This window comes from Capnocytophaga cynodegmi DSM 19736 (assembly GCF_000379185.1).
GTDB classification, from domain to species: Bacteria; Bacteroidota; Bacteroidia; order Flavobacteriales; family Flavobacteriaceae; genus Capnocytophaga; species Capnocytophaga cynodegmi.
Map to the genome: position 1 here is coordinate 17,039 of NZ_KB900715.1, position 12,859 is coordinate 29,897.

A 12,859-nucleotide genomic window follows, 5' to 3' on the forward strand; every position below is an offset into this window, starting at 1 on the left:
TTCAGCTTCATCAACAATTTTTGAAGCAAAAATTAAAAAATGTTATTTAAAAAGGCATTCCATTATCCTCTTTACTAAAATTACCTTCAGAAGGAGAAGACGGAGAATTTTGATTTTCCCTTCGATTTGGTAATAAATTCACATCGGTCACATAAACCTCTGTAGTATAACGTATTGAACCGTCTTCTGCTTGCCACTGGCGAGTTTTTAATCTGCCTTCAACATAAATCAGGTCTCCTTTTGTTGTATATTTTTCGATAACCTCAGCCAGTTTGTTTCGCACAACAATTGTATGCCAATCCGTTTCAACCACCTTTTCATTGGTAACCTTATTCACATATTCCTCATTGGTAGCCAGAGGGAAACGCCCAATGCAGTTTCCGCCTTCAAAATAGGTTAGTTTGATATTATCCCCCAAACGACCAATGAGCATTACTTTATTTAGCGTTCCATTCATAACAAACAGTTCTTTAATTTTTTCCAAAAATAAAATTTATTTTTCTAAAACCAAAATTCTTTAATGAAATTTGCAGTTAATACAGAAACAGGATAAGATGTTATATCCTTAATATCAATACGATAATTTAAAATTTCTTCAGTTTGAACTATCCAAAATTGGGTATATATATGTTGGTGCGATAATTTATGAACAATGAGTTTTTCGCTTAAAACACAAACATCTGAAAAAGAAACAGATAAATCACTTAATTTCTCAATCAATTCTTCTTTAGATATTTCAGTATTACTCTCAATAAGAGGAAATTCATAAAGCCCTTGCCAAATATCTTTTTCAACTCTTTTGGTTAATGACGTAAACCCTTTATTATCAATAAAAACTAAATAGTTGAAATACCTTTTTTTAATTTTTATCTTTCCAGCTTTTTTAGGCAATTCGCTAACTTTTTTCAGAGAATTTGCTAAACATTTATCTAAAAATATACAAGATTGACAATCAGGAGATTGAGGTTTACATTGAATTGCACCAAAATCCATTAATGCCTGATTGTATGTACCTGCATCTTCTTTGTCTAATAGATTGTTTGCCAAATCTTTAAAGTAAGTAATTCCTTCAGAAATATTTATCGGAATTTCAATATTGAACACACGAGCCAAAACGCGATATACATTTCCATCTACAACTGCACAAGGTTCTGAATAACAGATAGAAGCAATCGCACTTGCTGTGTAATCTCCAATTCCTTTTAGTTTAATTAATTCTTTATACGATTTTGGGAAAGCTCCATCAAATTCAAATGCAATTTTTTTAGCTGTATGATGCAAATTTTTGGCTCGGGAATAATAACCCAAACCTTGCCATAATTTCATAACTTGCTCTTCATCAGCTTTTGCCAAATCAAAAACGGTAGGAAAATTTTGAATGAACCGCTCATAGTAAGGAAGCCCTTGAACTACACGAGTTTGTTGCAAGATAATTTCAGATAGCCAAATTTTGTAAGGTTCTTTCGTTTTACGCCAAGGCAAATCTCTTTTTTGGCTTTTATACCACTCAACAAGCTGATTTTTAAAAAATTGGTTATCCAAAATAATTATTAGAATACAACGGAATTAAACACAAAAAATAAAAGCCAAAATTAAAAAACTTCGGCTCTTTAAATTTTTTTCCAGATTTTTGAAACTATTACTCTTCTTTCTTTTCTATCGCAGTAGAATCATTTTTATTCTCCTCCTTTGAAGCATTTTTAAACTCTTTGATACCACTTCCCAAGCCTTTCATCAATTCAGGAATTTTCTTTCCTCCAAAAAGTATTAGAAGTGCAACGATAATGAGGATAATTTCAGGAGCTCCTAATTTACTAATAAACAGAGATATATTCAGTAAAGTCATAATATTCAATTTTTATACCTTTCGAAAGGCAAATATATAAATTTTATTTCTTAAAAAGTATAGATTAATCGTTTTAAATTAGGAAATCAACACAAAAAACTGATTTACAAAAAGATAAAAAGCCCTACTTTACAAAATTCATTGATATTACAAACATTTTTCCGTCGGCATTTACCGTTTGTTCCCAAATCATTGTTTTTTCGGAAAGATGAGCTAAACGCAAGGTAATTCCTTTATTTATTTCAGATTGATAATTTTCGTTTGTGGGTTTGAGCATAAAATCATAATACCCTGAAGATTCTACTTTTCGTTGAATAACGAACACAAAATTTCGCTCTCCCGTTGAACAATCTTCCTTAACAATGTTATATACACCACGATTATTACTCGGAGTAAACTCCCAAGTGCTTCCCTCAAAACATTCCTTAGAAGTATCGTTCAACAATGTAATTTCAAACTCACCTCTCTGATTATGAGTAACAGATTCCAATGTCCAATTTCCATCAATTATCTTACTTGTCACCTTAGTTTTATCTTGCTTTGGATTTGAAACAACCGAAAAACCAGCACAAGAAGCTAATAGCGAAACAAATACAAAAAATATAACTTTTCTCATCTTAAATCTCAAAAAAGTATGTCAATTGCAAATCTACAAATATAGTTTCAAGAAAAATCTTAATTAACTAAATATTAACAGAACTACTTACCTTAAAATTGAAAATATATGAAAGGTTGTGCCCCGCTGGAAGCTGTTGCATAAACAATCCAAAAGACGAATGCCACAACTAAAGCCTTTATCAAAAGAGGCAATTTACCAAAGAAGTTTTTCAGTTTTTCATTCAGACTTTGTGGGAAGAAATGCCATACAAAACCAATTAATAAAAGTAAAAATACATTTCTGTAACCTTCTGCAATTACCAACCACTGCTGCCACTCGAAAGAGAGATTGCCTATGTTATTAATCATATCCATAGCTATTCCAAAGTCTTTTGAGCGGAAAAATATCCAGCAAAAAGCCACGAAATGGAACGTTACGAAAGTGAAAAGAATTCTTGAAAACCAACTAAAACCTTTTTTATCGTTTGAATTTTTATTTGGAAAAAACTCAACAAACGTTTTGTGTATTGCCAAAGCCAATCCGTGCAAAGCTCCCCAAACAATAAAACGCAAACTTGCTCCGTGCCACAATCCTCCAAGCAACATTGTGGTCATCTGATTAAAGTTGGAGTACATTGTTTTCTTCTTATTTTTAGAAATTAGCAAAGTAAGAAGAAAAACAAGAAAGCTCCCACCAGCAATAATTAACGGAATTTTACTATGTTCAAGTTGCGAAAATCCCCATATCAAGGTAGAGGCAAAAAACAAAATAGGGAAAAAGTATCCCCAAAAAGTACCTTTTCTATTTCCTCCTACTGAAATGTACAAATAATCCTTCAGCCAAGTGGAGAGTGAAATATGCCATCTACGCCAAAATTCTGTAATATTCTGCGATTGATAAGGTGTTCGGAAATTGGTAGGCAAAGTAAACCCCATAAGTAAGGCCAAACCTATAGCCATATCGGAATATCCAGAAAAATCACAGTAAATCTGTAAGGAATACCCATAAACAGCCATCAAATTTTCAAACGAAGTATAGCTATTTGGAGATTCAAAAACTCTATCAACAAAATTTAACGAGATATAATCCGAAATCACAGCCTTTTTGAGCAATCCTCCAATTATGAGAAATAATGCCAAAGAGGTTTCTTGTTTTGTAAGTTCTATCTTTCTGTAAATCTGAGGAATAAAATCTTTGGCACGTACAATTGGTCCAGCGACAAGTTGAGGAAAAAAACAAACGAAAAATGTAAAATCCAAAAAGGATTTTGCTGGTTCAATTTCCCTACGATAAACATCAATTGTATAGCTCATCGTTTGAAAAGTATAAAACGAAATCCCTATGGGCAAAATAATATCTTGAAAAGCTAAACTACCCTCAAACAGATTATTAAAACTATCAATCAGGAAGTTAGTGTACTTAAAATATCCTAACAATCCAAGATTAACTACCATACTGATTATCAGGAACAATTTCCGCTTTTGGTTATTTTCACTTTTGTAGATTTGTCCTGCAAAAAAATAGTCCAAAACTGAAGAAATCAACAGAAGAACAAAATAATTTCCTCCTGCTTTGTAATAGAAAAATAATGAAAATAAAATGACATAAGTCGTGCGAAAATGCGAGTGCTTCTTGGTAATAATGTAAACCAGATAAAATACCAAAAACATTCCCAAAAACAAACCACTATTGAAAAGTAATGGATTATTTGGGTCATAAATGAACCAACTTTTAACCTGTTCTGAAGTGAAATTCAAATGTTCAAAAAACCAATTTTGTAGATTTGTTATATTCAATGTTTTTAGTTTCTTTTATCTTTAGTTTGCAATTTTTGATTTTTCGTAATTACTCATTAGTGATTGAAAAAACAATGCACCTTGCTCTTCATAGCCATTTTTTGTGTAGTGAATTCTATCTTTGGCAATCAAATTGAGATTTATTAATCGTTCCATCGAATTTTGCCCTCCAATAGCTTTATACAAATCAAAAACGGCATAATTTCTTGAAACAGAATTATTTATTAAGACATCTGTATATTCAATTAACAGAGGATTCGGATTTTGTTTTTTCAGAAGTGATGGCGGAGGTGACGTTAAAATCATTGGGGTTTGCCCATAATTGGTACGTATTAAATTCATAAAACGTTCTGTCTGAGCATAAAACTCTGAAGCAGATAATTTCCCAAAACTTTCATTGGTTCCCAAAGAAATAACGATTAAATCTGGTTCTAGAGCTTTTAGCTGTTCAAAAAACAATTGAGACTTATTATAGTCCGAGATGTGGGCTCCGTTCACACCAATATTGTGATAAATTACTCCACACTGGTCATTTTCCAATATAATTCCATTGAGGGTGAAATTATTACTCTTAGGATTAGGAGTTAAATAAATTTTATCTGAAACGTCTAAATTTTCGTACATATAATAGCTAAACAATTGAGGAGAAGTATTAGCTAAAATATTGAAGTTTGACAAATCAACAGGCTTCGATTCCATTTGAGAAGTTGGAATTTTCAAAATTTGACCAACTTTTATTTTATTGTTTTTCAATTTGTTAGTAGACTGAATTTTTGCTACTGTCGTTTTATATTTTCTGGATATGGCATAAAGAGTTTCTCCCTTCTTAACTTTGTGAGAAATCGTTTTGGGTTGAGTTGGTTTGAGTGACACCTCACCTTTATTGGTTGCCAATTCAAACATTTGTTGATTTGAAGGAGTAATGATTTTCAGCGTATTAAAACTGTACTCTTTATTTTTCAGCTCCAGTTCAATCAAAAAGTTATTTTTTTGTGTTGTAAAGGAATATCCCGAAAGACCTACATCACCATTTTTTTTAATTTCCGTTATTTTTTTATTATCCCAAGATATGTTTGATGAAAAACGAACGTTACGCCCTCCATTAGTACGCATCAAGGAATAAGGGAAAACAAACCCCAATCCTGCATTTCCAAATTGTTGCTGAAATCTTTGTCGTATAAGATTAGTCATTGCATCTGCCTGAATATGAGAATCTCCAATATGCACGATATTCAGTTTACGGTCATTAAATGTTTCTAAAGCAGTAAGTTTTTCAAAGAATGGTTTTAGCACTTCAAAATTGTATAAATTCTGATTTTCGGAAGGAGAATGAAGTGTATCTTCTTCCATAAAACTCTCATCGAGCAATGCCAACTGACGATAAGACATATCCATTTGAATGGCACTGTCCACAGCAGAATTAATTTCTGTAGACACCTCTGTTTCTATATAAAAAACTTTATAAAAAACTCTGAAATACAGAGATATAGTTACAATTAGTAAAACTATTGAGCCAATTATTTTTATACCTTTTATATCTATATTCATCTTTGTATCTTTGATTGAAAAAACAATTCTTAATCCAAAAGAACTGTTCCATAACAATTTCTATTCCACTTTTTCAACTTCTTTTTCTTTTGGAATGAAAATGCTATCTGTTTTTATCTCAATTGTATCTTTTGATATAGTTAAATCTTCTTTAATTTCTGTGGTGTCAATTTTCTTTTCTTCAATAACTTCCTCTTCAATTGTGTTACTATTTCTTGAGGTCTTAGTCTCCTTAAATTGCTGATATTTCTTCATTAACTCATCATAAATCAGCTGAGCTACTTTTTTGGAACCTCGTGCGTTGAAGTGAGTATAGTCCTTTGTAGCCAATGATGGCTCTGCTTCAACCCATTTTACCATTGAGCCTTCTCCTCCCATAAGCTCGTATAAGTTGATAAATCCTGATTGTGTTTCTTCAGCATATTTCTGCTGTGCTTCAACCAATGGAACAACTGCCAAGTCAGTTTTCATTTCCATTTCATATTTAGTTGATTTATCGGCAGAAGAAACAATTAATACAGAAGCCTTAGGAAAACAAGTCTTAATTTGATTAACCACTTTTGTCATTCCTTTTACATACCAAGAATAGTCTAACTTACCATAATTCAACACATTAGCTCCAAAATGAAGTACTATTAAGTCATAGTTACCTAAGTATTTTTCAAACTCTTGCATCAAGGAAGCATTCAGGAGCGATAGTGGTAATCCTGAATTTCCTCTACTGGAAAAATTATCAATATGAATTCCTTTTTTGTTATCCGAATTAATTCCATAAAAAGGAATGGAATCTGCCCCCATAAACCTTATTTTCAACCCCTTAACATCGTTATTTGAAAGGCTTAAGGCATTAAGTTTTTTATCCGTAGTAAGAGGTTTAACCACTTTAGTTGTATCACCAGTATACGAAATTTCAACGGAAGCATTTTTATTTTTTGAATTTCCATAGAACAATACAGGTGAATAAATTTCTGTAATATGTTTTTGTCCCGAAGCTTTGTATTCAAGCCAAGAAACTCCCGTTGAATCTTTTACAAACGAAACTCTTCCACTTACCCCAAAAGGACTTTTGGGATTTTTCACATTTACAAAAGATTGTGTTTTCCAATTATTAGAATATGAATGCCGAACACTTGCTCTTGTGGCTGCTGATTCTGAAGTAATTGACAAAAAACCAACTCCTAAACCTCCATAAACATCTTGGAAAAGTTGTCGCAAATCTTGTACAATAAAATCTCCATCAGTCATAGAATCTCCAAAATAGCCAATACGCACACTACCCTTTCCTGAGGTCTCAAATTCCTGAAGTTTTTTGAAAAATGCAGCAAGAAAATTACTATCTTCCACAATAACAAGAGTATCCAACACAGGTTCTTCTATTTTTTCAATAACCTCAGAATCAAATATTGCTTCCAACATTAAGCTATCTACAATCACATTTTCTGTAAGATTTGAAGTTTCAGGAAAAATTCGTTTGGGTAATATTTCTTTGAGCCCTATGAAAAACATAGCAGCGAATAAAATTATCAAAAAGGCTTGTATGAAGTAGGATTTGCTCACCTAATATTTAAAATTATTTTTGGGGTGCAAAAGTAATCATTTCTATGAAATGTACAATAAAATTTGTATCCAGCTTTTAGCTCTCTTATTTCTTTAAACATCTTTATTTTCGGAGTTTTATGAAAATAACTCACTAAAATTCATTCTCCATAAAACATTAAAAATAAACTCATTACACCAAAATACTTTTTTTAACACAAAAAATAAGCACCAATTTATTCCGAGCTAAAAAAAATACTATATCTTTGCCGAATATTCTTTTTCAGATAAAATTAGTATGGGAATGATAATCAACTACACTATTATAACAATTTATTGTTTAGCACTACTTCTCATTTTTTTGTACAGCCTTTCGATGTTGAACTTGCTTTATAACTATCTAAAACACAGAAAGAAAAACAGTGAAGCACCAAAATTCAACTTGCTCGACCCCCAAAGAAATCCCTTACGTTACTATTCAATTGCCTCTCTACAATGAGAAATATGTTGTTAAACGTTTGCTGGAGAATATTGCAAAATTGGAGTATCCAAAGAATAAATTAGAAATTCAAGTTTTAGATGACTCTACAGATGAATCTGTTACCGAAACTGCCGAAATTATTCAGAATTTACAAAAAACAGGTTTAGACATACAACATATTCGCAGGGAAGATCGTAAAGGCTTCAAAGCAGGAGCTTTAAAAGAGGGAACAGCCATTGCAAAAGGAGATTTCATAGCCATTTTTGATGCGGATTTTATGCCACAACCCGATTGGCTTAAGAAAACGGTGATATACTTTAAAGACCCTGAAATTGGTGTTGTTCAAACTCGTTGGGGACATTTGAATCGTGATTATTCCATTCTAACAAAAATACAAGCTCTTGCTTTAGATGTTCACTTTACATTGGAACAGGTTGGAAGAAGCTCAAAGGGGCATTTCATTAATTTTAACGGAACTGCGGGTATTTGGCGTAAAGAATGTATTTACGACGCAGGAAATTGGGAGGGCGATACCTTAACAGAAGATCTGGATTTGAGTTATCGAGCCCAACTCAAAAACTGGAAATTCAAATACTTAGAAGATGTAGAAACTCCAGCAGAACTTCCCGTAGTGATTTCGGCTGCACGTTCACAACAATTCCGCTGGAATAAAGGTGGAGCTGAAAACTTCAGAAAATCGGTATCGAGAGTGCTTTCAGCTAAAAACATAGGCTTGAAAACGAAATTTCACGGTGTGATGCATCTTCTTAATAGCTCAATGTTTTTATGGGTTTTCGTTGTTTCCATATTAAGTATCCCGATGCTTTATATCAAGAATACGTATGGACATTTAGGGTGGATTTTTCAAGTAACAAGTTTCTTTGTAATAAGCACTATTATTCTATTTATCTGTTACTGGGTAACTTATAAAAATCTACAAGGCAAAACATTTGATGATTTTCTTGATTACGTAAAACTATTTTTCACTTTCTTCTCGGTGGCTTTAGGTTTTTCTTTCCACAATACAATTGCTGTTTTGGAAGGACACACAGGTAAGAAAAGTGAATTTGTTCGTACTCCAAAATTTAATATAAGCACGTTATCAGATAGTTGGAAAAACAATAAATACATCAACACAAAACTTTCTCCAAATATGATTTTTGAATTTATGTTGATGGTTTATTTCATCTTTGGATTATATAGTGCTGTAAGGCTCAATGATTTTGGAATGTTTCCTTTCCATTGTATGCTAACTTTGGGATTTGGTTTTGTGTTTTTCAAATCCTTAACTTCAAAAGCGTAGTTTGATTAATTATTATTTGTATCATATCTTATTTTAAGATTTAAAAATCAACAAAAAGCCTTGAAAGTCAATTTTCAAGGCCTTTTTGTTGTTAGCTAAACAATTTAGAAACCTCCTTATTTACAAATTCTAAAAAAGTTTCATCTTCTTTAGTAAAAGGATTTAACGTATGTGAATCTATGTCAATTTGTCCAATATTTATTCCATTAACGAACAAAGGCACAACAATTTCTGATTTTACAGTAATACTACAAGCTATGTAATTATCTTGAGCTTTTACATCAGGAACTACGAAGTTTTGATTTGAAACAGCCACTTGTCCGCAAATACCTTTACCAAAAGGAATTACAGTGTGGTCGGTTGGTTCTCCAGCAAAAGCACCTAAATGCAATGTTTTGTTTTCGTGATTAGCAAAGTAAAATCCTACCCAGTTATAATGAGAAACTTCAGCCTGAAGCAAACCACAAATTTTTTGCATTTTTACATCTCGTGAATCTGTTTCATTTTCACAGATAAACACAATTTTTGGCTCTAAATCTTTAAATATACTCATCTTTTTTCTAAAAATTATTGGCAAAAATAATAAAAAAGATAATAATAATTGATATTTTGTATTTCCCAATAATATATAATATCTTTGTAGCTTCGAATAAATAGCATTCAAATTTTCGAATTACTGACAAGGAAGTGAATAAAAATTTAGACCCAAATAAAGAAAATTATTCTGCTCAAGAACTTGATATAGAGAGAGCTTTACGTCCATTATCGTTTGATGATTTTGCTGGACAAGAGGCTGTTTTGGAGAATCTGAAAATATTTGTAAAGGCGGCAAATATGCGTGGCGAGGCTCTTGACCACACGCTTTTTCACGGACCTCCTGGACTGGGAAAAACAACCTTGGCTCACATTTTAGCGAACGAATTGGGGGTTGGCATTAAGATAACTTCAGGACCAGTGCTTGACAAACCAGGCGATTTGGCAGGTTTGCTCACTAATTTACAAGAAAGAGATGTTCTGTTCATTGATGAAATTCATCGTCTGAGTCCAATAGTTGAGGAATATTTGTATTCAGCAATGGAGGATTACAAGATTGATATAATGATAGAATCAGGACCAAATGCCCGAACAGTACAAATCAATTTGAATCCGTTTACATTAGTTGGAGCAACGACTCGTTCAGGATTGTTAACCGCACCAATGAGAGCAAGGTTTGGTATTCAAAGTCGTTTGCAATACTATTCAACAGAATTACTTGCTGACATCGTGCAACGGAGTGCCTCTATCCTAAAAGTTCCTATTTCAATGGAAGCTGCCATAGAACTCGCCAGTCGTAGCAGAGGAACGCCTCGTATTGCCAATGCTTTGTTGCGACGAATCCGTGACTTTGCTCAAATCAAGGGAAATGGAAAGATTGACATAAAAATCACACAATTTGGTTTGAAAGCCCTTAATGTAGATGCACACGGGTTAGACGAAATGGATAATAAAATTCTGACAACGCTTATTGATAAATTCAAAGGTGGACCTGTGGGAATTACCACTCTTGCAACCGCTGTTTCAGAAAGTGCAGAAACCATTGAGGAAGTCTATGAACCTTTCTTAATTCAAGAAGGATTTGTTGTTAGAACACCACGCGGGAGAGAAGCCACAGAACTGGCTTACAAACATTTAGGCAAAATAAATCCGAACACTCAGGGAACTCTCTTTTAACGTTGTAATAAGTTAAAAGTCGTTCTAAATCAAATGAATCGTGAATACGTTATGAAAAAACTCATAAAATATTTCTTCCTTTTGTTCTTATTTCTCCCCGCATTAGTGATGGGGCAGGAAGAAGACAAAGCATCTAAAAAAGGAGGAATTTCTTTTAAATCAGTACGTCCTAAAAAGAAGAAAGATAGTATTACTTTTACAGCAAATGATTATAAAATAATCTCTTATCTGCGTGATACAACAGCCGTTGACACCTCGCTTACCATTCAAAAATTCTACAAAAGTAATGCTTGGCAAAAAGATATGTTCGGAAAGATGCCTTTTTCAAATATGGGGCAACCTTACAACACGATGATGTTCGACTTTTCGGAGAAAGATTATTTACCTTCAATGGGGGCTGATGCTAAAAAACAACTTTATCTAACACCTGAAGAAGTCAAATATTATCAATTACCAACTCCCCTAACCGACATAACCTATAAAACAGGAGTGGAGCAGGGACAAATGGTAAATGTTTTATTTTCAGTAAATTTAAACCCAACTCTAAATATTTTTATAGGCTATAAAGGGCTTCGTTCGTTAGGAAAATATCAGCGAATTTTAGTAAGCAACGGAAATTTGCGGTTGGGATTATCGTATGTTTCTCCTAATAAAAAGTACACTCTTTTTGCTCACTATGCAGGTCACGACATTGAGAGCCAAGAAAATGGAGGAATTACTTCTACAGAACAATTTGAAACAGGCGACAAACAATTCAAAAACAGAGCTGTAATTGATGTTTTTCTTCAAGATGCTGAAAATCTCCGTGAAAGCAAACGCTATTTCCTTCAGCACGATTATGCCTTTTTACGGAATAAAGACACTTTGTCTTCTTACAAACAAATACGTTTTCGCCACAAATTCTTGTATGAAACTGAATATTATAAATTCAATCAAAGCAATATAAATCAATACTTTGGAGATGCTTTTGTCACAAAAAACATCAGTGACCGAATGCAACTTCAAAAGATGATTAACACAGTAGGTGCTGAGCTTGAATTACCTTATTTGGGAAAAACATTCGTATACGGAAATGCTTACTTTTATAATTATTTTTTCCGAAATGCTTTCTACGTTTCGGGTGAGTTACAACGACATCAAATAAAGGATACTGACCTGAGTTTAGCTCTCCAGTGGAACAAAAAAGTAGGTGGTTTTTCAATTGATGCAGAAGGAGAACAAACCTTTATCGGAAAGATAACTGGAACAAAATTAAATGGAAAGTTATCGTATAATTTTAATGAAAAGAATAGTATTTGGGGTGGAGTCAGCTTACATTCTTCTATGCCAAATTTCAACTTTTTACTTTACCAAAGTGACTACAAAAATTACAATTGGAACAACTACAACCACTTTGATAAGGAACAAATTCAAACAATTTTTGGAGAATTGAAAACTCAATGGGGAAATGCATCTGCAAGTATTTCAAACATAAAAAATTACACATTTTTTCAGGTACAAAACCCTATCAATGATAAAGAAAGAGGACAATCAATTCCCTCACAATATTCAGGAAATATCCAGTATATAAAACTCAAGCTTCAAAAAGAATTTGCTTTAGGAAAATTCCGTTTGGATAATACTTTACTCTTCCAACGTGTTGCACAAGATGCGCAGCAAATACTGAATGTACCCACTCTTGTCACACGAAATACATTTTATTTTGAATCAGATTTATTCAACAAAGCAATGTTTTTGCAAACGGGAATTGGTTTTAATTATTTTACCAAATATTATTCAAATCGATATAATCCGTTATTAGCCGAATTCGAGGTACAAAACACGCAAAAAACAGGAGGTTTCCCAATGTTTGATTTCTTTTTGAATGCAAAAGTGCGAACTATGCGTATATTTTTCTCAGTAGAACATTTTAATCCGTTTATAATGGATTCAATATTCGGAAAACAGTATTATAATTATTACTCTGCACCAGAACAACCTTATCGTGATTTAATTCTGCGATTGGGTATTTCTTGGAATTTATTTTCTTAACGTTAAAAAA

The 12,859-nt window shown here is 32.7% G+C and carries 10 protein-coding genes and 1 pseudogene; 3 read left to right on the forward strand and 8 right to left on the reverse strand.

Features of this window, described 5'->3' with window-relative positions:
- Positions 1-46 precede the first annotated feature (46 nt).
- The 7 genes from YW9_RS0105355 to YW9_RS0105385 all read right to left on the reverse strand — a co-directional run bounded on the left by YW9_RS0105355 (position 47) and on the right by YW9_RS0105385 (position 7,294).
- Positions 47-457 (reverse strand): single-stranded DNA-binding protein, encoded by a 411-nt coding sequence (locus YW9_RS0105355; RefSeq protein WP_018279164.1) that lies wholly within the window; start codon positions 455-457, stop codon positions 47-49.
- Between the two features lie 44 nt (positions 458-501).
- Positions 502-1,542 carry an A/G-specific adenine glycosylase gene (gene mutY, locus YW9_RS0105360; RefSeq protein WP_018279165.1) on the reverse strand — a complete coding sequence of 347 codons (1,041 nt, stop codon included), beginning with the start codon at positions 1,540-1,542 and terminating at the stop codon, positions 502-504.
- Between the two features lie 97 nt (positions 1,543-1,639).
- Positions 1,640-1,846: a Sec-independent protein translocase subunit TatA/TatB gene (locus tag YW9_RS0105365; protein WP_018279166.1), complete on the reverse strand. Its 207-nt coding sequence runs from the start codon at positions 1,844-1,846 to the stop codon at positions 1,640-1,642.
- 124 nt (positions 1,847-1,970) lie between these two features.
- Positions 1,971-2,462, reverse strand: a complete 492-nt coding sequence (locus tag YW9_RS0105370) for a lipocalin family protein (RefSeq protein WP_018279167.1) — start codon at positions 2,460-2,462, stop codon at positions 1,971-1,973.
- A 92-nt stretch (positions 2,463-2,554) separates the two neighbouring features.
- Complete coding sequence (locus YW9_RS0105375; RefSeq protein WP_018279168.1) at positions 2,555-4,240, reverse strand: MBOAT family O-acyltransferase; 1,686 nt, start codon at positions 4,238-4,240, stop codon at positions 2,555-2,557.
- Between the two features lie 21 nt (positions 4,241-4,261).
- A complete protein-coding gene (locus YW9_RS0105380; protein ID WP_018279169.1) occupies positions 4,262-5,788 on the reverse strand; it encodes a LysM peptidoglycan-binding domain-containing protein in 1,527 nt (508 codons plus the stop codon).
- Positions 5,789-5,848: 60 nt separating this feature from the next.
- Positions 5,849-7,294, reverse strand: coding sequence for an SGNH/GDSL hydrolase family protein (locus YW9_RS0105385; protein WP_018279170.1), 1,446 nt, complete (start codon positions 7,292-7,294; stop codon positions 5,849-5,851).
- Between the two features lie 328 nt (positions 7,295-7,622).
- Between YW9_RS0105385 and YW9_RS12575 the strand changes: the two are divergent.
- Positions 7,623-9,108: pseudogene (locus YW9_RS12575) on the forward strand (cellulose synthase family protein).
- A 91-nt stretch (positions 9,109-9,199) separates the two neighbouring features.
- On the opposite strand, the gene YW9_RS0105395 reads toward YW9_RS12575, so the two are convergent.
- The gene (locus tag YW9_RS0105395) at positions 9,200-9,661 is read right to left on the reverse strand and encodes a GAF domain-containing protein (protein WP_018279171.1); all 462 of its coding nucleotides are present in this window, start codon (positions 9,659-9,661) and stop codon (positions 9,200-9,202) included.
- 134 nt (positions 9,662-9,795) lie between these two features.
- On the opposite strand from YW9_RS0105395, the gene ruvB reads away from it, so the two are divergent.
- Positions 9,796-10,818, forward strand: a complete 1,023-nt coding sequence (gene ruvB / locus YW9_RS0105400) for a Holliday junction branch migration DNA helicase RuvB (protein WP_018279172.1) — start codon at positions 9,796-9,798, stop codon at positions 10,816-10,818.
- Between the two features lie 51 nt (positions 10,819-10,869).
- The gene (locus tag YW9_RS0105405; protein ID WP_026193840.1) at positions 10,870-12,849 is read left to right on the forward strand and encodes a putative porin; all 1,980 of its coding nucleotides are present in this window, start codon (positions 10,870-10,872) and stop codon (positions 12,847-12,849) included.
- Positions 12,850-12,859 lie beyond the last annotated feature (10 nt).

Bases quoted from the DNA above. Each gene is read 5' to 3' on its own strand.
- YW9_RS0105370 (WP_018279167.1), bottom strand. From the start codon at position 2,462: ATGAGAAAAGTTATATTTTTTGTATTTGTTTCGCTATTAGCTTCTTGT.
- YW9_RS0105380 (WP_018279169.1), bottom strand. From the start codon at position 5,788: ATGAATATAGATATAAAAGGTATAAAAATAATTGGCTCAATAGTTTTA.
- YW9_RS0105385 (WP_018279170.1), bottom strand. From the start codon at position 7,294: ATGTTTTTCATAGGGCTCAAAGAAATATTACCCAAACGAATTTTTCCT.
- YW9_RS0105355 (WP_018279164.1), bottom strand. From the start codon at position 457: ATGAATGGAACGCTAAATAAAGTAATGCTCATTGGTCGTTTGGGGGAT.
- YW9_RS0105395 (WP_018279171.1), bottom strand. From the start codon at position 9,661: ATGAGTATATTTAAAGATTTAGAGCCAAAAATTGTGTTTATCTGTGAA.
- YW9_RS0105365 (WP_018279166.1), bottom strand. From the start codon at position 1,846: ATGACTTTACTGAATATATCTCTGTTTATTAGTAAATTAGGAGCTCCT.
- YW9_RS0105405 (WP_026193840.1), top strand. From the start codon at position 10,870: ATGAAAAAACTCATAAAATATTTCTTCCTTTTGTTCTTATTTCTCCCC.